Below are 22,422 nucleotides of genomic sequence, written 5' to 3'. Positions count from 1 at the left end.
GCTAATTAGAGAAACGAGTGGAGCCTTGGCACCAAGTCGATGATCCGGCGTGTGCCGGTCACCACCTCGATGTGGGAGATGCTGCCGGCGTAGGCCACGTAAGGGATTTCCCCTGGGATGAACTCGACCCTTGCCACCGCGACGGCAGCGGGCTCCGTCACGCTCCCTGACAATGCCGCGTCCAGAGAGAAACGCTCCCGGATGGCCTGAGGGCTCATGACGTGGGATTCCACGGACATTACGCTAGCGCGCAAGGGCTCACGGTTCGTAGCAAAGCGGGCGAGTAGGTGCTGCGCCGGGGCGAGGTCGACGCGGCTGTCGGGTGGAAGCAGAGCCAGAAGGACGAGTTCGGTCCCAGTGGGAGAATCTCTCGCCACGATCAAGCCGCGGCCCGTCACGTGAACCGGCACCTGCACGGACGAGAGGAGCCCGGCCCCCAACCCCAGCAGCGCGATGAGCCCCCAGAAATACCCCAACGCCCTCGGACGAATCAGTCGGGGAAGCACCATCTTCTGGCTGTTTGCCATGTAGAGACGAAGCGCTTTCTCTCGAAAGATCTGCTGCCGATCATCTGCCATGCACATGCTCGCTCGACGGCGGGTGTAGGCGGCTGTTGTATTCCCAGCGCGGAAATTATTCACGGACAGTGTAGGAACCATCCCGGTGCTGAGTCAAACCCGGCTTGCATGGAAAGAAGATACTCGTGGGCAATCAGACATCTGCGCGCCCCGCCTTCGTTCAAACTCGGGTCCTTAGTCAGGCCCTTTCGGAGCTGGCAAGAGACGTTGGCGGCGGACTCGCCCCCTGTAGAGCGACAGCAAGGTTGCCCCCTCGCGACACTAAAACTGACCCCCTCCCCGTGCCTTTACCTGAGCGGTAGGCAGAAATAGGAGGAATGGGGCCCCAGTTGAGGCTCAAGTGCTAGAGCAGAGAGGGAGGGGAGGGCTGCTGCGGGGTTCGCCAAGGGCTGCGCGCCGGGCTGGAGCAGAGGGCGGGCAATCCCGTGGGTCACACACCTGCCCAGGCTGTCCTTCCATGGAGGCGTGGCGGAGGTCGGGGGTCGGGGCTTGTGGGCAACTGCTGCCAAGCGCTCAATACCATGCGAGTTGCGATGGCCCCTCAACTGGAGCCAGTTCCACAGACCGAGTGGCCAGTCCCAGGGTAAGACCTCGCCGTGCCCCGTCGTGACGGGTTCTCCTTCTCGTGAGACCACCTGCGGCCACACACCAGGAGGTGGTCGGTGGAGTTGGAGAAGGAATTGGAGCAGTTCCGTCAGGAGGCGCAGCGGCTGAAGGCTGGGCGGCGCAGTGGCTCGTTGCCGTTCCCTGAGGCGCTGCGCGTCTTCGCGGTGCGCTATGCCGAGCACACCGTGGCGGCGGGAGGGACGGTGACGGACGCGGCGCAGAAGCTGGGGGTGTCCGGGCCGACGCTCTACGAGTGGCGCAACGCACCAGGGCCGGGCGAAGCGTCCCCGGAAGAGTCTCTTGGTGAGCAGCACCAGGCCTGTGCCGTCGAAGTGCAGCACCTTGGCCCGACGCCGGCACCGGCCCACGAAGAGGAACACATCCCCCTTGAGCAACTGCCTTTCCAACTGCTGCTCGACGAGGGCGCTCAGTCCATCGAAGCCCTTGCGCATGTCCACCGGGGCCGCGTACGCGAAGACGCGCACCGCGCGCGTGAGCGTCAGCACCCCAGTCTCCCCAGCAACTGCGCGGCGCTCTCCACGCTGAGGCCCTCGACTCGCCAGCCGCCTGGCGACACCAGCGCCATCGCCTGCACTCCAGCCACCTGGGCTTGGGCGCGACGCTCGCCGACGCGCACTGGCACCAGGGCCGCGCCCTGCTCGGTGGACTTCGGACGGCGGTGTCCTGCGGGACGGCCCTTGCGCCACTCGTAGAGCGTCGGCCCGGACACCCCCAGCTTCTGCGCCGCGTCCGTCACCGTCCCTCCCGCCGCCACGGTGTGCTCGGCATAGCGCACCGCGAAGACGCGCAGCGCCTCAGGGAACGGCAACGAGCCACTGCGCCGCCCAGCCTTCAGCCGCTGCGCCTCCTGACGGAACTGCTCCAATTCCTTCTCCAACTCCACCGACCACCTCCTGGTGTGTGGCCGCAGGTGGTCTCACGAGAAGGAGAACCCGTCACGACGGGGCACGGCGAGGTCTTACGCTGTTCCTGGAGGGGTGCGAGCTGGCAGGCCGCTGGAAGTTGTCGCCACCGGCCTTCGAAGAAAAAACCCTGGCGGTGGGCCACGCGTCGTAGCACCTGTAGAGTAGGATGGTGCTCATCGACGAATTGCCAGACTTAGACACGGCCAAACAGGTGGCTCGGCTGCTTCAGTCCGAGAATGAGCGGCTGCACCAGCGGCTGGAGCAGTTGGTGGCGGAGATTGCCCGGCTCAAGGGCAAGGACGCCCAGCAGCTGCTGCAGCGCGAGCTCACCCAGCTCCAGGAGCAGCTTTCGCTGATGCAACAGCGCCTGTACGGCGCCTCCAGCGAGAAGCGCCCCGTGTCGGCGCCCGAGCCGCCGCCGCAGCGCACGCGGCAGCAGCCGGGCCATGGCCCGCGAGTGCAGCCCGAGCTGCCCGTCCAAGAGGTGCTGCTGCCACTGGACGAAGCCGACCAGGTGTGTGGCCTATGCGGTGGTGCCCTGCACGAGTGGAAGGGGCAGACAGAGGACAGCGAAGAAATCACCGTGGTGGAGCGCCACTTCGTGCTGCGTAAGCTGCACCGTCAGAAGTACCGCTGCCCTCAAGGGTGAGCGCCGGTGACAGCGCCCACCCCGCCACGCTTGGTGGAGGGTGGCCGTTACTCGGTGGAATTCGCCGTCCACGTGGCCTTGCAGAAGTATGCCTTTCACCTGCCCTTGGCGCGCCAGCAGCGCATGTTCCAGCGCGAGGGCTTGGTGGTGGAGCGCCAGACGCTGTGGGATCAGCTCGAGGCATTGGCCCGCCACCTTCACAAAAGCTACGAGGCGTTGCTGGCCGAGGTATTCACCTCACCGCTGATCCACGCGGATGAAACCCTCTGGTACCTGTTGGACAAGGGCCCTGGAAAGAAGTGGTACGTGTGGACGGTGGCCTCGCCGGACGCGGTGTACCACCGCATCTTCCCCAGTCGCTCGGGCGCCACGGCCAAGACGGTGCTCGGAGACTTCCAGGGTGTTGTCGTGGTGGACGGCTACGCGGCGTACCAGACGGCCACCAAGGCCAGTGCTGAGGGGCCCGCGCCCGCCACCCTGGCCTTCTGCTGGGCCCACGTGAGGCGCAAATTCGTGGAGGCGCTCAAGTTCGAGCCTTGCTGCGAGCAGGTGCTGACGCTCATCGGTCAGCTGTATGCCATTGAGGAAGACCTCCCAGACTGGCATGAACTGGAGGAGAAGGCGCAGCAGGAGGTGCTGACCCATCGGCTCGCCGTGCGCCAGCAGCAGTCCACCCCCCTCATCGAGCGCATCAAAGCGTGGGCACTGTCTCAGAAGGCGCTGCCCGACAGCACCTTTCGCAAGACCCTTGAGTACATGCTGGAGCTGTGGAACGGACTGACGGTGTTCCTGCACAACCCGCGGGTGCCTCTGGATAACAACCACGTCGAGCGACAGATGCGAGACGTGGTGCTGGGTCGCAAGAACCACTACGGCAGCAAGTCCCAGCGCGGCACCGAGGTGGCCGCTCTCTTCTACTCGCTCATCGAGACGGCGCGCCTGCGCGGAGAGGACCCGGGGCACTACCTGCGGCGCGCTGCGCTCGCCGCCATCGAGAAACCGGGCACCGTCACGCTCCCGAAGAGCCAGGCCTGACGGCCTCTCCTGTCGCTCCTTCCTCCCGGGTCAGCTCCGAACCAGGATGGGGCACGGCGAACAGTTACGTTTCTCCTCCGCAGATGCTCACCCAGACCGCGCGACCTCAGTCGCCCGTGGCGAGCACCAACTCGCCATAGTGGCCGTATGCGATCGCTACGCCGTGTTCGGCGAGCAGATCCACGAGTTGGGCCCCATTGACCAGTTGGATCTGAGGAGCGAGCGATGCTGCCTTCTGGGCGTCCTTCGAGAAGTCGGAGGTCGTCACGAGGATGCCGGCAACGTACCTCTCGCGCACGATCGTCCCGAGCAGTTCGTCCACGGTCCTGCGTCCGAGCGACTTGCTGTACCGCTTGACCTGAACGGCGATGGGCGCGGCATGCCCCCATTGGTCGACGCGAACCGCGCGGACATCCACGCCTCCATCGCCGGGTCGTCCGGTGACTTCCACATCGCGATGGTTGAGGGCTTCAACGAGCTGGCCCACCAGGTTCTCGAACGCTGCGGGCTCCATCTTTGAGAGCCATTCAAGATATCGCTGTTTGGCGAGTGCGTTGTGCGTGGCGATGAGATGCGAGCTGACTGGTGAGGTTGGGGAGGTCCGGGCCGACCGCGGTCGACTCAGGAGCGCGCACATATTCACGCCAGCGCATGAGCGTCTGCGCGCGTCTGTCGGCGGTGGTCTTCGAGAGGCCGGTGAGCTGGGCGAGCCGGTGCGAGATCTCCTCGAAGGAGATCGTCTCGCCTTCGAAGAAGGACTGGAACGGTCTCAGCCCGCGCGCGGAAATGATCGCAGCGTGGAACTGGCGGCGTTCTTCGGGAGAGCGCTCCTTGGTTCCGAGAAGCGCACGCCCGTCCTCGGTGAGGTCGAGACGGCCGTCCTCTCGGTCTACCAGGAGCCCCAGAATCGTGGCGGCCCTGCGGTAGTATGCGAAATGGCGCTCATCGACTCCAAGTAGCTCGCGAAGGGCTGCGGGGTGTTGAATGCCCTCCTTCGCGGCTGCCATCAGCTGCCGGACGTTCTCGAGACGATCAGCCTGGGGCACATCGACGGTGCGATGAAGCCGGGCAGACTTGCTGAGCGTCTCTTCGGATTCGGGCTGGCTCGATGTCACGGAATGGAAGCGTGACATGAGCCAGTGATGCTTCATAATATCCCGATAGATCCTGTAGCTCAGGCTACAGCCGGATTCGCGATTTAGCTACGTCGAGCTTTGGCTGGGCAATCTCCACTTCAAGGCATTTCCACCAATATCCAATACTTGTTCAGGGCCAGCATCAGCTCCACGAAGGAGCCGAAAGTCACCGGCTTGAGCAGGTACCCCGCCACGTTGAGCTGAAAGCTCTCCATCCGGTCCTTGTCGTCGTTGGATGTGGTGAGCACCACCACCGGACTCGTGCGAAGCACCGGGTCAGCGCGTAAGGCTCGCAGGAACTCGATGCCGTTCATCTTCGGCATGTTGATGTCCAGCAGGATGAGCCGGTTCTGCGCGGGCACCTTGCCGCTGCGCAGCATCTCCAGCGCATCGACGCCATTGCCCGCCACATAGAGCGGATTGCTGATGTTGTTCTTCTTGAAAGACCGCTGGACGTTCATCACATCCACTTCATCGTCTTCAACCAGCAGGATGTTCAGGGTTCGCATATCTCGGGCTCCAGTTATTTCTTCGGGGCGGATTTGGGCCAGGTGAAGAAGAAGGTGGCCCCTTGCCCCGCGGCGGACTCCACCCTCACGGCTCCTCCACGGGCCTCGACGATCTTCTTGACCACCGACAAGCCAATCCCTGTCCCCTCCACCTCATCCCGCGCCCGCAGCGTCTGGAAGATTCCCCAGATCCGCTCGTGGTACTCGGCGGGGATCCCGGGGCCGTTGTCGGCGACGGAGAACTCCCAGCCATCGCCCGTCTCGGTGCAGCTCACGCGCACGAGTGCATCCGGGCGCATGGAGTGCTTGAGCGCGTTGCTCAGGAGGTTGAGGAAGATCTGCTGAAGGGGCACTCGCTCGGAGTGCAATACAGGCATTTGGCTCTCGACCTGGATGGAGGCTGGAGGCGTCGGGGAGAGCATCTCGATGGTCTCGGTCAGGAGCACTCCCACGTCGACGTTCTCGGGGTGTTCGCGCACCCGCCCGGCACGGCTGTAGTCGAGGATGCCGTTGATGAGCGCCTCCATGCGGTGGGCTCGCCCCATCAGCATCCGCAACTGCTTGCGCGTCTCATCGGTCATGACCTCCTGCAGGTCATCCCCGATCCACTGCGCCAGGTTGGTGATGCCTCGCAGGGGCGCCTTGAGATCGTGGCTCGCGACATAGGCGAACTGATCGAGCTCGCGGTTGCTGCGCTCGAGGGCGGCGATGAGCCGATCGCGCTCGGCCTCGGCGCGCTTGCGATACGAAATATCCAGGATCACGGTGGCCACCCCCAGATGGTGGCCATCCGGCGCGCGCACGGGCGCCGTGCATGCCATCCAGGTGAGCTCATCGTCGGAGGCGGGCGTCTTGCCGGTACTCTCGAAGACCACCGTCTTTCCCGTGGAGAGGACCTGGCGCAGGAGCCCTTCCGGATGGGGGTTCAACTCCGGGAACAGCTCGCGCGTCGTATGCCCGATGTGGGCCTCGACGGACAGGCCGTTGATCTCCGCCAGGGATCGGTTGATGCGCATGTAGCGCAGCTGATCGTCGAAGAGCGCCATGCCCGCGGGGACGGCATCGAAGAAGGTATCGAGCGCCGCGCGTACCTGCTCCGACTTGCGTTGTTCCTCCTTCGCCTGTTCGACGGCGGCCCGGCTTTCCTGGATGTCGATGCTGCAACCAAGCCAGGAGACGATGCGACCCTCCGCATCGCGCACGGGAAGGTTTCGGATGCGATGCCAGATCCAGGCGCCATCGTGCCGCCGGTAGCGGCACTCCATCTCGTAGGGCTCGCCGGTGGCCAGGCTATGGGTCCAGTTCTGGATGAGCTTGGGGAGGTCCTCCGGATGGATGATTTGCCGCCACGAATCGGGATCGATCGGGCCCTCGGGAAGGCCAGTGAACGCGTACCAGAACTGGTTGTGGTAGTCGGGCGCGCCGTTGGGTCGCACGGTCCAGACGATCAGCGGCAGATGCTCGAACAACGAGCGGAACCGGGCGAACTCCGTCTCGAGCCACTGCATCTGTTCCTGTGGCACTGGCGCCTGCTCGAGCGCCGCGAGGGTCACGGCCACACGAGGAGCGCCGCCCTCGCGAGCCAGGAGCGGCTGGGCGATGACCCGCAGCAGGGCCTGACCCACGGTGAGTTCCTGGGAGGCGGCCTTCCCCGTCTCCTGCGCCTGTCGGACCAGGGACAGGGCGGAGCTCCCCGACGAGAGAGAAAGCTCCTCGTACGCGCGGCCGAGGAGTTTCTGGGGTTGGGCTCCGAGCAGCTGCGCGAACTCCGCGCTGCACTCGGCCAGCCGGCCGGAGGAGTCAAAGATTGCCATTCCCTCTTGAGCGGGCAGGCCGTTGGAGGCCGAGAGAGCTGCCGGACGGATCATGCGCCGGGACCTTATTACAGCCAGGTCCCGCGCGCTTTTTTCGGCCGGCCTTTCGGCTGAACAGGAAAGACGAGGGAATCGCTCAATTCCAAGCAAGCTGCTTCAGTGATCCTTTGCTCCCTCGCTGTGTGGGTAGGCTCCCTGTTCGGCTCCTAGGAGGTTCTGGCGCACGAGGCGGGCCACGGCCGCGACATGGGGGAACTCCATCATGGTGAAGTGATCGCCCGGAACGTTGTGCATGGAGAACGCACCGTCGGTGTGGTTCATCCACCAGCGCTCGGCGTGGGACTCCAGCACCTCATTTCGCTCCCTGGCGCGGATATAGACGAGGGGGAGCTTGCTGCGCCTGGGCGCGTAGGAGGCCAGGGCGTGCGCATGCACCATGAGGAACTCCCGGAAGGGCGAGTCTTTGGCGACCGCGCTGGCAAGACCCGCCCATGCGGAGGGCGCCCGTTCCCGGAAGGGATCCGCCAGGCGCAGCAGATCCTCGGGCTGCTCGATCTTGAGCTGGTTCAGGGGCAGCGGCGGTGTGTCGAGGAGCAACACGGGAGCAACGTCCAGCCCCCGCTGGTGGAGCTGGCGGGCCATTTCGTAGGCCACGGCACCTCCGGAGGAATGCCCGCCGAGTTGGAAAGGCCCTCGAGGCTGTCGCTCCAGCAGTTCCGCGATGTGATGCGCCGCGATGGTCGGCACGTCGGGATGGATGGGTTCCCCTGGCTCGATGCCCGAGGCGCGAAAGGCATAGACCGGCTGCTGAGGACCGAGCAGGCGGGCCAGGTTCATGTATGAGTAGACCGTGCCACCAATGGGCTGGACCAGGTAGAAGGGAAGGGCCTCGGGGTCCCCAGCCTGGAGGCAGACCAGCAGGCGTTCCCTCGGGGCGGCCTGTTCTTCAGGGGCCGCTGGAGAAGTGGCGCTCGCTTTCCGGATGACGGCCAGCAACTGCGTGAACCGGGGGTTCTCCACCAGCGTGTGGATGGGCAGTACGACGCCGAGCCTCTCCTTCACCCGGGTGCGAAGCTGCAAGGCAATGAGCGAGGACCCGCCGAGATCGAAGAAGTGATCGTCCGGCCGGATGGAACGGACGCCGAGCACTTCCCGCCAGAGTTCCGAGACGACCTGCTCGATCGCATCCCGATCCAGCGGAGGGGGCTTCACGAGGGGAGCGGGGGGAGGCTGAACGCTCCGCGGCTTCTCGATGAGGTGCTCGACCCGTTCGAACGGGTAGGTCGGCAGGGGCACCCGCTGCCGGCGCTCTTGCCGAGAGAAGGCGGCCCAGTCGAGTTCGCCTCCCACACACCAGAGCTTCCCCACCGCGCCCAACAGGGTTTCCAGATCACCACGGTCCGAACTGGGAGTGGACAAGGTACTCGCTACCAGACGGGCCTGCCCCGTCTGCGCATGGAGGCGCGCCAGGGACGCCAGCACCTTGCCTGGCCCGACCTCGATGAGCACGGGGGCTGGCATCGCCAGCAGGGTGGAGAGTCCGTCGGCGAACCGCACCGTTCCTCGCAGGTGGCGGGCCCAGTAAGAGGGATCGCGCGCATCCGCAGGGCTCATCCAGGTGCCCGTGAGGTTGGAGACGAGGGGCGTGACAGGGGCCTGGAGCTTCATCGAGGCCGCGCGCTCGGTGAGGCGGGCCGCGAAGGGTTCCACCAGCGGCGAGTGGGAGGCTCCCGCCAACCACAAACGCTGGGTCTCGATTCCCCCGAGGCGCAGCTTCGCCTCCAGTCGATCGATCGCCTCTTTGCGGCCCGCGACCACGCAGTGCGCGGGCCCATTGATCGCCGCGATGGAGACCTCCTGGGCCCACTTGGCGGAGAGCGCCTCCTCTGGCAGGGGTACGCTCAACATGGCGGACTCGGGCATCGCGTCACACAGCCGCCCGCGCAGGGCCACGAGGGCCACCGCGTCCTCGAGCGAGAGCACACCGGCGAGGGTGGCGGCCGCGTATTCTCCCAGGCTGTGTCCGGTCAGCGCGGAGGGACGCACTCCCCAGGAGAGCAGGAGCTGCGCCAGCGCATACTCGGTGGAGAAGATGGAGGCCATGTTGAGCGAGGGCCGCAGGAGTTGGGAAGTGGCCTCGGCGCGGTGTGCCTCCTCGGCGAACAGCAGCGAGCGCAGGTTGCACCCCAGCTCCTGTCCGAAGAGGTCGGCACAGCGGTCGAGCGCCTCTCGGTAGACGGGCTCGCCCTGGTACAGCTCGTGTCCCATCCCCACGTGCTGAGTGCCGCCGCCCGGAAACATGAAGATGACTTGGGGCGGCTGCGGCGGGACGACCCCCTCGAAGACCTTCGCGCTCTCTCGTGAAGCCAGCGAGGAGATCGCGGCATCCCGCTTCTGGGAGATCACCACCCGGCGGTGCTCGAAGGCCACTCGGCCCTGCTGGAGGGTGAACGCGACATCTGGAAGCTGCAGCTCCGGCTGTTGCCGCAAGTGCTCGCTCAGCCTGTCGGTCATCGACTCGAGCGCCGTGGGGGTGCGGCCGGACAACGGCAGCAATTGCCAGGGGCGCGAAGGGCCGGACGGCGCGCGCGCCGGAGCCTCTTCCAGGATGGCGTGAGCGTTGGTTCCACCAATGCCAAAAGAGCTCACGGCGGCGCGGCGGGGGCGCTCTCCGCGCGGCCACGCGCGCGGCTGTGCATTCACGAAGAAGGGACTGTCCTCGAGCGCAAGCTCCGGGTTGGGGCGTTGGAAGTGCAGCGTCGCGGGGATGAGCTCGTGCTCGAGGGAGAGGGCCACCTTGAGCAGGCCGGTCACTCCGGCCGCCGCGTCCAGGTGCCCCAGGTTGCTCTTGAGCGAGCCGAGGGCGCAGGACTGCTTCGGAACCGCACCACGGCGAAACGCCTTGGTGAGGGCCGCGACCTCGATGGGGTCTCCCAGCGGCGTGGCCGTCCCGTGCGCCTCGACATAGCTCAGGGTCTCAGGGGTCACTGCCGCCGCGGCCTGGGCCTTGGCGATGACCTCGACCTGCCCCTCGATGCTGGGAGCGGTGTATCCCACCTTCTGGGCACCATCGTTGTTGATGGCCGAGCCCAGGATGACGGCATGGATGGTGTCGCCATCCGCCAGTGCCTCCTCCAGCCGCTTGAGCACCACCACACCCACGCCGCTGCCAGGAACGGTCCCTTGGGCCTGCGCATCGAAGGGCCGGCAATAGCCATCGGGAGAGAGGATCCCGCCCTCTTCGTAGGGATAGCCCGAGGGGGTGAGCGAGAACAGCGACACGCCGCCGGCCAGCGCCATGTCGCACTGGCGGGACAGAAGGCTCTGGCAGGCCAGGTGGATGGCAACGAGGGAGGTCGAGCAGGCCGTCTGCAAGCTCAGGGCGGGGCCACGCAGTCCCAGCTTGTAGGCCACCCGCGTCGCCAGGAAGTCGTTGCCATTGCCGACGATGGTTCGATAGTCGCCCGAGCTGCCTCGCGGAGAGCCCTGCATGGCCACCTGCTGCAACCAGTAGCGGGGCACCCCCGCGCCGCCGAAGACCCCGATGCCGCCAGGGTAGCGACGTGGGTCGTAGCCGCTGTCCTCCAGTGCCTCCCAGCTGCACTCGAGGAAGAGGCGCTGCTGAGGATCGGTGAGCTGCGCCTCCTGGGGGGAGTACCCGAAGAAGGCCGCGTCGAAATGGGCGGCCTCCTCGACCAGTCCCATGGTCGGGACGAAAGAGGGGTCCCGCCGAAGCTCCGGCGGCAGGTCGGAGGCGTCGAGCGACTCACGGGTGAAGCGGCTCAGGCCTTCGCGCCCATCGCTCAACAGCTCCCACAGCTCCCGCGGACTGCGTGCGCCCGGGAAGCGGCCGGCCATGCCGATGATGGCAATGGCGTGCTCTTGTCGCGCGAGGGGGGGGGCTGCCTTCTCCTGGGGGGCGGAGACCCTGGGCGCTTCTCCCTCGTTGGGACTCAGGTGTGCGGCAAGCTGGCGGATCGTCGGGTACTGGAAGAGCGTCACCAGTCCGATGTCTCGCTCCAGCCGTTCGCGGATCCGCACGCGGACCTGTGCCAGTAGCAGCGAGTGGCCCCCGAGATCGAAGAAGGCATCTTCGACGCCCACTCGCTCCACGCCCAGCACCTCTTGCCAGATGGCTCCCAACGTGTGCTCGAGCTCCGAGCGCGGCGCCACGAAGCTCTGCTCGGATCCGGGCCGGGTCGTGCTGGGGGCTGGCAGCGCGCGGCGATCGATCTTCCCAGGGAGTGTGAGGGGGAGCGTCTCGAGCCGCACGAGCGCTGAAGGCTGCATGTACCTGGGCAAGTGCTCCGTGAGGTGGGTGCGCAGCACGGCCATGTCCAGCTCGGGCGGGGCCACGACGTAGCCCACCAGGCGCTTCTGGCCGGGGGAGTCTTCGCGTGCCACCGCCACAGCCTTGGACACGGAGGGGAAGGAGAGCAGGGCGGTCTCCACCTCCGCGAGCTCGATTCGATGGCCCCTCACCTTCACCTGGGTGTCCAGGCGACCGAGGAACTCGAGTGCGCCATCGCTCCGCCAGTGGACCCGATCTCCGGTCCGATAGAGGCGCCCCCCGGGCTCGGAGCCGAAGGGGTCGGGCACGAAGCGCTCGGCGGTGAGCTCCGGCTGGCCCATATAGCCGCGCGCCAGACCATCCCCTCCGAGGTAGAGCTCTCCAGCCACGCCGATCGGCACCGGCTGCATGTGCTCATCCAGGACGTAGCAAGTGGTGTTGGAGATGGGCTGACCCAGCGGCACCGGGTCCTCCACGCGCGAGTGTGGCTCCATGCGCCAGGCCGTCGCGAAGGTGGTGCATTCCGTCGGACCGTAGGCATTCGTGACGGTCACTCCCAGCTCCACCATGCGGCGGGTGTGCGGGGCGGACAACACATCTCCGGCGACAACGATGTGGCGCAGGCTGGGGACGCTCGCCAGCCGCTGCGCGGCCACGTCCACCGCCTGCGCGAAGAGGCCGGACGACAGATAGAGGCAGGTGACGCCATGGCGAGCTACCACCTCGGTCAGCTCCAGCGCATCCGCGGGAGGGTGGGGCGGAAAGACGGCGAGGGTGGCTCCCGTGAGCAGGCTGCCCCAGAGCTCGAAGGTGGAGGTGTCGAAGGAGAGGATCGAGGCCAGCAGGAGCGTCTCCCCCGGGCCCAGCTCCGCGTAGCGGATGTTCTTGACCAGCCGTAACACCGAGCGCTGCTCGATGCAGACCCCCTTGGGCCGACCCGTGGAGCCGGATGTGAAGGAGATGTACGCGAGATTTCGAGCCGTCACTCCCGAGTCCGGGGCGGAAGTGGGTTCCTCCTCCAGCCGAGCCTCGTCCATGAGCAGGTGACCCAGTCCCTGCGCGGGGACCTTCGGCAGCAAGGCCGTGGTGGTGATGAGGGCATCGGGTCGCGAGGCCTCGAGCATGAGGGCCAGGCGCTCGCGAGGGTAGTCCGTGTCGAGCGGAACGTAGGCGCCGCCTGCCTTGAGAATCCCCACCAAGGCGATGACGAGCTCCAGGGAGCGCTCCATGGCGATCGCCACGCGAGAGTCCGGGCCCACGCCCATACGGCGCAGCCGCCAGGCCAACTGGTTGGCGCGCTGGTCCAGTTGCCGGTACGTGAGCTGCCGCGAGCCGAACCTTACGGCCACGGACTCTGGAGCCCTGAGGACCTGTTCGGCGAAGGCCTCGGGAATCGTGGAGTCGCGGGGGTAGTCGACAGCGGTGTCATTCCACCGCACCAGCAATTGCTGCCGCTCTTCTTCTGCCAGCAGTGGCAGTCCCGAGAGCAGCGCGTCCGGTTGCCGGACGGCGCCCTCCAGGAGTCTGCACAGGTGCCCCGCCATGCGCTCGAGCGTGCTCCGATCGAAGAGCGCCGTGGCGTACTCCCACTGGCCCGCGAGCGTGTCGGCTTCTTCCCAGGAGAGCAGGGTGAGGTCGAAGGGTGCGCGACCCGGATCCAGGTCGAGCGGCTCGACGCCCAGCCCGTCCAGCTTCAGTTGCCCCAGCTTGGAGACCTGGGGGGCGAACATCACCTGCACCAGCGGCAGCGTGCTGAGGTCTCGATCGGGCCGTAACGCCTTGACCAGGCGCTCGAAGGGGACCTCCGCGTGTTCATGCGCGCCCAGGCTCGTCTCGCGTACCCGCGCCAGCAGGGTCCGGAAGGAAGGTGCTCCCGAGAGATCGGCCCGCATCGGCAGGGTGTTGACGAAGAAGCCCACCACCCCCGCCAGCTCCGAGCGCTCCCGGCTGGCGTGAGGCATGCCGACGAGGAACTCCTCCTGGCCGGCGTAGCGGTGGAGCAACGCTTGGAACGCGGCGAGCAGCACCATCGTGGGCGTGACGCGCTCCTGGGCTGACAGGGCCCGCAGCGCCGCGGTGGTCTCTCGGCCGATCTGGAAGGGTACTCGTGCGCCGCGGAAGTCCTGGACGGGGGGCCGAGGCCGATCCGTGGGCAGCTCAAGGACGGGAGGAGCCCCGGCGAGCTGGTTCTTCCACCAGGTGAGCTGCTCCTCCATTGCTGGCGTCTCGGCCCACTGCCTTTGCCAGGCCGCATAATCGGCATACTGCAGAGCGAGTGTCGGCAAGGCGGGAGGCTGCCCCTGGGGCAAAGCACCGTAGAGGGCTTCCAGCTCGCTGTAGAGCACGTCCATGGACCAGCCGTCCGTGACCGAGTGGTGGAGGTTGAGCAGCAGCACGTGCTCGTCGTCACCCAGCGTGAGCAGGTTCGCTCGCAGGAGCGGTGCCCGGTGGAGATTGAAGGGGCGCCTCGCTTCGGCCTCAGCGCGTCGATGGACCTCCTGCTCCTGCTCTTCTCGCGGCAGGGACCGCAGCTCGATGCGCTCGATGCGCAAGGGCAGGTGCGCTGCAATCACTTGCATCGGCTGACCATCGATCTCCGAGAAGCGGGTTCGTAGGGACTCGTGACGGGAAACGAGCACCTGGAGGCTCTTTTCCAGCGCATCGGCGTCGAGTGGCCCATGCATTCGGAAAAACGCCGGGTAGTTGTACGCGGCGCTCGCGGGTGCAAGCTGTTGAAGGAACCAGAGTCGCTCCTGGGCGAAGGAGAGCGGCACGACGGCGCCACGGGACGCGGAGGTGATGGACGGAGCGGCCTGCTGCCCGCCCTGAGTCTGGCTCACAAGGTCGGCCAGACTGGCCAGCGTGGGATGGGAGAAGAAGGAGCGCAGAGGAACGTCCACTTGGAAGTGCTGGCGTATCCGCGACGTCACCTGCAGGGCGCGCAGCGAGTGCCCTCCCAGCGCGAAGAAGTCGTCGTGGAGCCCGACCCGGTCCAGCGAGAGGATCTCCTTCCAGATGGTCGCCAGCGCCTGTTGCGTGGGGGTCCGTGGGGCGACGAACTCCTGCTCCAACTCCGGACGAGTTTCCTCTGGAATGGGCAGGGCCCGCCGGTCCACCTTGCCATTGGGGTTCAAGGGCAGGGCGTCCAGCATGACGAAGAAGGCTGGCACCATGTAGGCCGGCAGCTTCCGCGTCAGGTACTCACGCAATTCCGTGATGGAGGGGGACGGACTCGCCCGCGGAACGACGTAGGCCACGAGCTGCTTGTCACCCGACCCGAGCACGCGTGCGGTGACGACGACCTGCTTGACCGCCGGGTGTTCCACGAGCACGGCTTCGATCTCTCCGAGCTCGATGCGGAAGCCTCGAATCTTGACCTGATGATCGATGCGTCCGAGGAAGTCGAGCAGTCCTCCAGGCTGATATCGGACGAGGTCTCCCGTCCTGTAGAGCCGGGCGCCAGGCTCTTGCGAGAAGGGGTGGGGGATGAAGCGCTCCTGCGTGAGCTCCGGTCGGCGCCAGTACCCCCGCGCCAGGCCTGCTCCGCCGACATAGAGCTCGCCTGGCACGCCCCGAGGAACGGGCTTCAGGTGGCGATCGAGCACATAGACTTGCACGTTCGGAATGGGGCGTCCGAGCGGGATGGAGGTGGCCCCCTCCGGCACCTCCGTGATGGGGTGGAGGTGAGTGAAGACGGTGGTCTCGGTAGGGCCGTACCCGTTGAAGAGCCGCGTGTTCCCCGCCTGGAGCGCGACTCGGATCCAGTGGGGATCCAGCACATCGCCAGCGACGATCACGGTCCGGACGGGCTGGAAGAGTCGAGGTTCCTCCCGGACCAGCGTGTTGAACATCGCGGGAGTCAGGCAGCACACGGTGATCGCTTGACGCCGCAGCTCTTCCCCGAGCGCCTGGGGAGACAGGGTGACGTCTCGCGCGCCGATGACGACGCGGGCTCCCTTGAGGAGCGCGCCCCATATCTCGTACACCGACATGTCGAAGGAATAGGTCGCCCCCTGCAAGACGCGATCGTCAGGGCTCAGGTCGGCGTGGAAGGCAAGCTGGACGACGGAGCGTTGGATGATGCCGACACCCTTCGGAGTCCCCGTTGAGCCCGAGGTGTAAAGGATATAGGCGAGATTGTCGCTGCGGGCCTCGCTCGGCAGTGGAGCCAACTCCTCGTCAGCGGCGGGAGTTTCCGTTGCCTCGATGCGAAGGAGCTCGAGGCCCTCAATCGACAGAGGGAGCGGGGACGAGCCGACCGCCACCACCAATCGGGCTTGGGCGTCCTCGATCATCCAGGCCAGACGCTCGGCGGGAAGCTCTGGGTCGAGGGGGACATAGGCTCCCCCTGCTCCAAGAATGGCGAGCATGGCGATGATCGTCTCGGGCGAGCGCTGGGTAAAGAGCGCCACCCGGTCATCGGCCCTTACCCCTCGATCGCGGAGTTCACAGGCGAGCCGATGAGCCCGGCGCTCCAGCTCTCGGTAACTGAGCTGCCGGCCACCGGAGACCAAGGCCACCGCCTCCGGGGCACGACGGACCTGTTCCTGGAATGTCTCGTATATCGTTGAATCCTTCGGATAATCCGCTTGCGTTTGATTCCACGCATACAAGAGTTGATGCGACTGCTCGGCAGAAAGCAGCGGTATTTCAGAAATACGCTGTTCCGGTGTCTCGAGGGCACCGTGTAGCAACGCCTCCCAGTGCCCGAGCAATTGTTCAGCGGATTCAGGAAAGAACAGCTTGCGGTTGTATTCGAGCTTCAAGCTCAGGTCGGTCCCCAGGTCTCGGACAGACGCGATGAGTTCATAAGCGACGAACGGTAGCTCGATGTCCACGGGCGTGAGGGTGAGTGCCGGGCTCGTGAGAGGGGAGAGCCACGCGTCTCTCAGGACGAAGAGCACCTGGAAGAGCGGCGGTCGGCTGAGGTCTCTCGCGGGGGCCAGCGCCTCGACGAGGTCCTTGAAGGACAGCTCACCCTGAGCTTGAGCGTGGGTGAAGTCTTGCTGTGTGCGAAGAACAAGCTGACGGAAGGAGGGATCATCGCCTACTCGCCCACGCAATACGACAGGGTTTCCGAAATAACCCAAGAGTTGTCGCACGCCTGGATGTTGCCGCCCAGCCAAGGGTGTCCCCACGTTGATGTCATCCTGGTGGGTGTATCGGTGGAGCACGGCTTGCAAGCCCGAGAGCAGCACCGCGAAAAGCGTGACACCTTCCTTCTCCGCCAGTTCTCTTGCGGCCTGTCCAAGCGCCGGAGACATGCGCCGCTCCACCGTTCCTCCCGCAAAGCCTTGCATGGAGGGGCGAGGCCGATCCACAGGGAGGTCCAGGGCAGGGGACACCCCCTGGAGTTGTTCCCGCCACCATGTGAGTTGACGTGCGATCTTCTCCCCGCGCAGGTGCTCGCGCTGCCAGAGCGCATGATCCCGATATTGGAGCTGGGGTATGGGAAGGTCCGCCGAGCGCCCTTCACAGCGTGCCGTGTACAGCGAAAACAATTCGGAGAAGAGCAGGCCGAGGGTCCAGTCTCCATCCGAGATGAGATGATGCATCGTCACCACGAGCAGATGCCGCTGTGGCTCCAGCTTTATCAGACAGACCCGCCAAAGAGGACCATGCTCCAGGTCAAACGGGCGGGAGACCTCCTCGCGCGCGACGGACAGGGCCTCTTCCTCTGTCGTTCTCGCGTCTGCCTCGCGCCAGGGAAGGTCAATCGTGTCAGCGATTCGCTGAGCGGGTTGCCCATCCACTTCGACAAAGGTTGTCCGGAGGACCTCGTGTCGCTGCGCCACCTCAGCGAGTGTTTGTTTCAACACAAGGAGGTCGAGTGGACCCTGGAGCCAGGCTCCGCCTCGCTCGTGGAAAGCCGGTGCGGCGCCATGGAGTTTGGACAGGAACCACATGCGTTCCTGCTCGAATGAGAGAGGGAAGAGAGTAGGATGTTTCATGATCAGAGATGAGAGTTCGGAGTTGGTGTTTTTACTCTACTCACTCATATTATTAATTGCTGTATCAAGTTCCGATTTTTTGTTTCGTGCAGCGCGGGTGTGAAAAGAGCATTCCGAGTTCATTTCCCGTGCAGTGCTGACGGGAAAGAAGAAACAGACAGGAACTGGAAGACCTGCGCGCAGAAGGTGCTCCCGTGGCGAGCGACTGCTTGCTCCCGAGGTCGCCCTCCAGGAAGTCCTCGTGCATGGGGTGAAATTCGAGACACTGTCGGAGTGTGTCCCCAGAGCGTCACCTACATGACAGTTACAGAGGGATGGGCGTATATTGGAGGGCCCTGGCTTCTTGAGGGGTTATGCCACACTCTACTACCGTGCCCTCCGCGCCTCCTGCGGACCTGCTCAACGAAGAAATCCTCCAGGCCGAACACCGGCAACTCCTTGGGTCTTTCCTGACCACGGTCTCCGACGGCGTCTCCATCGCGGATGCTCGGGGAACCTGCATCTATTCAAGCCCCTATGCGCGCCAGTTGTTTGGCGCCGGCGGCACGGCCAGCGCTCCCATACAAGGGAATGCCTTCGGGCTCTTCCACGCGGATGAGCAGACACCCTTCGAGAGCGATCAACTGCCCATTCGGAGGGCGTTGAAGGGAGAGGAAGTCCGGGATGTGGAGATGTTCATCCGCAACGAGAACGTGCCCCAAGGCAGGCACGTGCGGTGCGATGGCATCCCGCTGCGAGACGAGCAGGGGCGCGTCATTGGTGGCGTGTCGCTCGTGAAGAACCTGGCCCCGGCCCGCCGGAGCGAAGGTGAGGAGCTCGAGCGACGCATCACCGAGCGCACCGCCCAGCTCCAGCTTGCCAACCGCGAGCTGGAGGACTTCGCCTACTCCGTGGCGCATGACCTGCGTGCCCCGCTGCGCGCCATCACGATCTTCAGCGATGCGTTGATAGAGGATTGCTCCAAGCAGCTGGACGCGACGGGCGTGGACTACGTGAAGCGCATTCGCGGCGGGACCCAGCGCATGGCCGATCGCATCAATGGCATCCTTGCACTCTCGAAGGTCAACCGCGCGACGCTGTCGGCCAGCGAGTGCGATCTGTCAGCCCTGGCACGGGTCGTCTTCGAGCAGCTCCAGGCCCAGGATCCCAAGCGCACCGTGCGACTCACCGTCCAGGAGGGACTGGTGGACCGGGGCGACCCGCAGCTGCTGCGCTCCGTGCTGGAGAACCTGCTGGGCAATGCCTGGAAGTTCACGCGCGAGCGCCCCGTTGCCGAGGTCGAGTTCGGTGTCACGCAAGCGCAAGGAGCCCGCGCCTACTTCGTGAAGGACAACGGTGCCGGCTTCGAGATGGCTTACCAGCACAAGCTGTTTGGCGTCTTCCAGCGGCTGCACTCGCCGTCGGAGTTCGAGGGCAGCGGCGTGGGGCTGGCGACGGCGCAGCGCATCATCCGCCGTCATGGCGGCCGTATCTGGGGCGAGGGTGAGCCAGGCCAAGGCGCCCGCTTCTTCTTCACCCTGAACGAGCAGCCCCTTCCTTCCGCCACCACCGTTGCCTCCGGAGCTCCCCATGACTGAGGCCCTCCAGAGTGCGCAGCCCCTGAGACTGCTCCTCGTGGAGGACTCCGAGGACGATGCCATGGCGTTGCTGCGCGAGCTGCGGCGCAGTGGCTACGATGTCTCCCATACTCGTGTCGAGACGCGTGAGGGGCTGGAGCGCGCGCTGGGCGCGGGGGCTTGGGACGTCGTCATCGCGGACTATGCGCTGCCCCGCTTCGACGGCCTGAGCGCGTTCTCCCTGGTGCAGCAGCGCGGGCTGGATGTGCCGTTCATCATCGTGTCCGGGACGATCGGCGAGGACGTGGCGGTGGCCGCGATGAAGGCGGGCGTCCACGACTTCGTGCTCAAGGATCGGCTGGGGCGGCTGGGCCCGGCCGTGGCCCGCGAGCTGCGCGAGGCCGAGCTGCGCGCCGAGCGCCGCAAGCTCCAGGAACAGGTGATGTTGTCGGATCGGCTGGCCTCGCTGGGCATGCTCGCCGCCAGCGTGGCGCATGAGCTCAACAACCCGCTCGCCTCGGTGATGATGAACCTGGAGTTCAGCCTGACCAACGCCGAGGAGCAGGGAAACTTCCAGGAGTCCATGGAGGCGCTGCGCGAGGCCTTCTCATGCACCGGGCTCATCCGGGACATCATCCGAGACATCAAGATCTTCTCACGCCCCGAGGGGCAGCACTTCGGACCGACGGACTTGCACCGGGTGATGGACTCCGCCCTGCGCATGGCACACAACCAGCTCTTCCACCGGGCCCAGCTCGTGAAGGACTACGGGGAGCTTCCCCCCGTGTACGGCGGTGAGGCACGGCTGGGGCAGGTCTTCCTCAACCTGCTCATCAATGCGGCCCAGGCCATTCCCGAGGGCCGCCGGGACGCGAATGAGATCCGGGTGGTGACCCGGCGGGTGGGGGAGCAGGTGCGGGTGGAGATCCGCGACTCCGGGGCGGGCATTCCGCCGCAGCTCCGCGAGCGGATCTTCGAGCCCTTCTTCACCACGAAGCCGGTGGGAGTGGGCACCGGGCTGGGGCTGTCCATCTGCCGCCGCCTCATCACCGAGATGGACGGCAGCATGGGCGTGGAGAGCGAACCAGGGCAGGGCAGCACGTTCTGGATCCTCCTGCGCGTGGCCCAGGGGCAGGAGGTCGTGCGGGAGATGAGGCCGAAGTCCTCCGCTCAGGGGCTGGGCGTGCTGGTGCTCGACGACGAGGCGGCCGTGGGAATGGCCTTGCACCGGTTGCTGAGCACTCGGCACCAGGTCACCACGTTCGAGCGTGCCCAGGATGCGCTGGCGCACATCACCTCCGGCCGTCGCTTCGATGCCATCCTCTGCGATCTGATGATGCCGGAGATGAGCGGTGCTCAGTTCCACCACGAGCTGGAGCGGCTGGCTCCGGAGCAGGCCCGGCGGGTCATCTTCATGACGGGAGGGACCTTCACGGAGGAGACGCGCGCCTTCCTGCGCACGGCGCGCAACCCCTGCATGGACAAGCCCCTCGACATCCCGCGGCTGCTCTCCCTGTTGGAGGCGCGGCCCGCGTGAAGGTGCGGCTCAGGCCGCCTCGTCCTCGGCCAGCAGCGCGGCGAAGGGAGAGCTGCCTTCGCCCAGCTCCTTGTAGAGGGCTTCCACCTTCTCCAGCTCGCGCTTGAGCACCTTGTGGTGGTTGCGGTTCTTCAGCAGGTTCTCCCGCCCCAGCAGCCGGAAGGCCTCTTCGCGGCCCAGTTGCTGCACGGCCTGCCCCAGCACCACGCCCACCATCGCCTCTGCCATGGCCAGGTCCAGCGGCGTGCCCCGGCGCCTGGCCTCCGCGATGAACGCCGTCGCCGCCGCGCGGAACGCCTCCACCAGCGAGCTGGCGCCCTTGTCCGCCGCGTCACCCGCTCTGCCCTCGTACTCCAGCGCCCGTGCGACGTGGCCCTCTTGCAGCATCAGCTCGGGCACCGCCCCGTGCTCCACCAGCGCCAGCGTGTAGGCCCGGCGGATGATGTTGTCGAGCTGGCGCAGGTTGCCCGGCCACTTGCGCCCGCTGAGCAGCTGCTCCGCCTCGGGCGTCAGCCGCGCCTGCCCGTTGGGGAACTGCTCGCGGTGCCGCCGGTTCACCATGTAGTTGCCCCACATCGGCAGCTCATCCCGGCGCTCGTCCAGCGAGGGCACCCGCAGCGGGAGCACGTTGATGCGGTAGTAGAGGTCCTCCCGGAACCGTCCCGCGCGCACCGCCTCGCGCAGGTCGGCGTTGGTGCCGATGACGAAGCGTACGTCCGCCGGTCGATCCCCGACTCCGTCTCCCAGCACGCGATAGGTCCGCTCCTCCAGCACGCGGAGCAGGCCCGCCTGGGCCTTGAGTGACAGCTTGTCGATCTCGTCGATGAAGAGCGTGCCACCTTCCGCGCGGCCGATGCTGCCCAGGCTGTCCTTCACCGCGCCCGTGAACGCCCCTTTCTTCCACCCGAAGAGCTCCGCCATCTGAAGCTCTTCGGGAACGGCGATCAGATCCAGCACCTCGAAGGGGCCCTTGCGCCGGTTCGAGCGCGAGTGGCACCAGCGCGCCAGTCGCGACTTGCCCGCGCCCGTCGCCCCGCTGATCAGGATGCTCTCTTCCTGCTGGGCGAACACATTCAGGATGGGCAACAGGCTGGCCATCGTCGCGCCCACCACCGGGAGATACTCGTCCACCTCCACCTGACCCACCGGGCGGGCCGGCAGGCCGGTGAGGTAGGGCGAGGCGATCTCGGAGATGAGCTGCAGGCGCTCCACGCAGTCGCGCCAGATGAAGTCCTGGCCCATCGCCGTGGGGCAATCGGCTTCCAGCGAGATCATCCCTCCGAGCCCCGCGCCCACTGTGCGCAGCGGAATGACGCACACGTGCGAGGCCTGTCGGCTCAGGAAGCTCTGTCGGCTCTCCTGGCTGTTGAAACTGCCCGGCAGTTGCTCCTCGATGTTCTCGGAGGACTGGGGCGAGTAGGGCCGCAGCGTCCCCAGGCTCGCGTCGATGAAGACCGGGCACCCGTGCTGCACCACCGAGCGCCACGCCGTGGCCGACACCAGGCTGGGCGCTCCCTTCGGTCCGGCGCTGCCCGCCGACTGCACCGTGGTGGCGCCCTGCTCGAGGATCGCCAGCCGCAGGTACCCGCCCGAGGGACGCAGATGCACCATGCCGCGCAGCACCTTGGCGCGCCCCTTGTACTTACCGGCGGCGATCGTCTCCTCCGTGAGGTGCATCAGGCTGCTCAGCGTCCGCGCCGCCGCTTCCTCGAAGTCGCCTGCCTTCGAGAGCGCTACGACGAGCGAGGACAGATCGTCTTGCATGAAGTCACCCAGGGTGTTGATTTCCGAAGCAGGGACTCGGGCGCCCCTGCTGACGCAGTGCCTCCATCCT

General features: G+C 66.2%; 12 protein-coding genes and 2 pseudogenes. 5 read left to right on the top strand and 9 right to left on the bottom strand.

Annotated features, from left to right (window positions below; translation table 11 throughout):
* Nucleotides 1-5 precede the first annotated feature (5 nt).
* Nucleotides 6-578, bottom strand: coding sequence for a hypothetical protein (locus SYV04_RS17730; protein ID WP_321546987.1), 573 nt, complete (start codon nt 576-578; stop codon nt 6-8).
* Between the two features lie 662 nt (nt 579-1,240).
* Between SYV04_RS17730 and SYV04_RS43760 the strand changes: the two are divergent.
* Nucleotides 1,241-1,480: pseudogene (locus SYV04_RS43760) on the top strand (transposase); the annotation flags it as partial.
* Here the strand turns inward: SYV04_RS43760 and tnpB are convergent.
* Both tnpB and SYV04_RS17725 read right to left on the bottom strand, forming a co-directional pair.
* Nucleotides 1,463-1,669, bottom strand: a pseudogene (gene tnpB / locus SYV04_RS43755) (IS66 family insertion sequence element accessory protein TnpB); the annotation flags it as partial. The pseudogenes SYV04_RS43760 and tnpB sit on opposite strands and share 18 nt — an antisense overlap.
* A gap of 14 nt (nt 1,670-1,683) precedes the next feature.
* Nucleotides 1,684-2,088, bottom strand: coding sequence for a transposase (locus tag SYV04_RS17725; RefSeq protein ID WP_321546986.1), 405 nt, complete (start codon nt 2,086-2,088; stop codon nt 1,684-1,686).
* Between the two features lie 188 nt (nt 2,089-2,276).
* Here SYV04_RS17725 and SYV04_RS17720 point away from each other — a divergent pair, with 188 nt between their 5' ends.
* Together SYV04_RS17720 and tnpC are read left to right on the top strand one after the other, a co-directional pair.
* On the top strand, nt 2,277-2,759 hold the full coding sequence (locus tag SYV04_RS17720) for a hypothetical protein (protein WP_321546985.1): 483 nt from the start codon (nt 2,277-2,279) through the stop codon (nt 2,757-2,759).
* A 6-nt stretch (nt 2,760-2,765) separates the two neighbouring features.
* Nucleotides 2,766-3,794, top strand: a complete 1,029-nt coding sequence (gene tnpC, locus SYV04_RS17715; protein ID WP_321546984.1) for an IS66 family transposase — start codon at nt 2,766-2,768, stop codon at nt 3,792-3,794.
* 106 nt (nt 3,795-3,900) lie between these two features.
* On the opposite strand, the gene SYV04_RS17710 is transcribed toward tnpC, so the two are convergent.
* The 5 genes from SYV04_RS17710 to SYV04_RS17690 all read right to left on the bottom strand — a co-directional run bounded on the left by SYV04_RS17710 (nt 3,901) and on the right by SYV04_RS17690 (nt 17,450).
* Nucleotides 3,901-4,308, bottom strand: coding sequence for a restriction endonuclease (locus SYV04_RS17710; protein WP_321546983.1), 408 nt, complete (start codon nt 4,306-4,308; stop codon nt 3,901-3,903).
* Nucleotides 4,309-4,321: 13 nt separating this feature from the next.
* On the bottom strand, nt 4,322-4,945 hold the full coding sequence (locus tag SYV04_RS17705; protein ID WP_321546982.1) for a DUF7226 domain-containing protein: 624 nt from the start codon (nt 4,943-4,945) through the stop codon (nt 4,322-4,324).
* Between the two features lie 83 nt (nt 4,946-5,028).
* Nucleotides 5,029-5,439 carry a response regulator gene (locus tag SYV04_RS17700; protein WP_321546981.1) on the bottom strand — a complete coding sequence of 137 codons (411 nt, stop codon included), beginning with the start codon at nt 5,437-5,439 and terminating at the stop codon, nt 5,029-5,031.
* A gap of 14 nt (nt 5,440-5,453) precedes the next feature.
* Nucleotides 5,454-7,253 (bottom strand): sensor histidine kinase, encoded by a 1,800-nt coding sequence (locus SYV04_RS17695; protein WP_321546980.1) that lies wholly within the window; start codon nt 7,251-7,253, stop codon nt 5,454-5,456.
* 156 nt (nt 7,254-7,409) lie between these two features.
* Nucleotides 7,410-17,450: an amino acid adenylation domain-containing protein gene (locus SYV04_RS17690; RefSeq protein WP_422723946.1), complete on the bottom strand. Its 10,041-nt coding sequence runs from the start codon at nt 17,448-17,450 to the stop codon at nt 7,410-7,412.
* A gap of 398 nt (nt 17,451-17,848) precedes the next feature.
* Between SYV04_RS17690 and SYV04_RS17680 the strand changes: the two genes are divergently transcribed.
* Complete coding sequence (locus SYV04_RS17680) at nt 17,849-19,072, top strand: sensor histidine kinase (RefSeq protein ID WP_321546979.1); 1,224 nt, start codon at nt 17,849-17,851, stop codon at nt 19,070-19,072.
* A complete protein-coding gene (locus tag SYV04_RS17675; RefSeq protein ID WP_321546978.1) occupies nt 19,065-20,588 on the top strand; it encodes a response regulator in 1,524 nt (507 codons plus the stop codon). The genes SYV04_RS17680 and SYV04_RS17675 overlap by 8 nt, the downstream gene beginning before the upstream one ends.
* A 9-nt stretch (nt 20,589-20,597) precedes the next feature.
* Here SYV04_RS17675 and SYV04_RS17670 read toward each other — a convergent pair whose 3' ends face one another.
* Nucleotides 20,598-22,352, bottom strand: a complete 1,755-nt coding sequence (locus SYV04_RS17670) for a sigma-54-dependent transcriptional regulator (RefSeq protein WP_321546977.1) — start codon at nt 22,350-22,352, stop codon at nt 20,598-20,600.
* Nucleotides 22,353-22,422 lie beyond the last annotated feature (70 nt).

It is taken from the genome of Hyalangium ruber, assembly GCF_034259325.1.
Lineage (GTDB): Bacteria > Myxococcota > Myxococcia > Myxococcales > Myxococcaceae > Hyalangium_A > Hyalangium_A rubrum.
This window is presented reverse-complemented; position numbering and strand designations above follow the sequence as displayed.

Excerpts from the sequence above, each read along its gene's own strand:
- SYV04_RS17695 (WP_321546980.1), bottom strand. The coding sequence starts at position 7,253 with ATGGCAATCTTTGACTCCTCCGGCCGGCTGGCCGAGTGCAGCGCGGAG.
- SYV04_RS17730 (WP_321546987.1), bottom strand. The coding sequence starts at position 578 with ATGGCAGATGATCGGCAGCAGATCTTTCGAGAGAAAGCGCTTCGTCTC.
- SYV04_RS17680 (WP_321546979.1), top strand. The coding sequence starts at position 17,849 with ATGCCACACTCTACTACCGTGCCCTCCGCGCCTCCTGCGGACCTGCTC.
- SYV04_RS17690 (WP_422723946.1), bottom strand. The coding sequence starts at position 17,450 with ATGTGGTTCCTGTCCAAACTCCATGGCGCCGCACCGGCTTTCCACGAG.
- SYV04_RS17675 (WP_321546978.1), top strand. The coding sequence starts at position 19,065 with ATGACTGAGGCCCTCCAGAGTGCGCAGCCCCTGAGACTGCTCCTCGTG.
- SYV04_RS17700 (WP_321546981.1), bottom strand. The coding sequence starts at position 5,439 with ATGCGAACCCTGAACATCCTGCTGGTTGAAGACGATGAAGTGGATGTG.
- SYV04_RS17670 (WP_321546977.1), bottom strand. The coding sequence starts at position 22,352 with ATGCAAGACGATCTGTCCTCGCTCGTCGTAGCGCTCTCGAAGGCAGGC.
- SYV04_RS17710 (WP_321546983.1), bottom strand. The coding sequence starts at position 4,308 with ATGGAGCCCGCAGCGTTCGAGAACCTGGTGGGCCAGCTCGTTGAAGCC.
- SYV04_RS17720 (WP_321546985.1), top strand. The coding sequence starts at position 2,277 with ATGGTGCTCATCGACGAATTGCCAGACTTAGACACGGCCAAACAGGTG.
- SYV04_RS17705 (WP_321546982.1), bottom strand. The coding sequence starts at position 4,945 with ATGAAGCATCACTGGCTCATGTCACGCTTCCATTCCGTGACATCGAGC.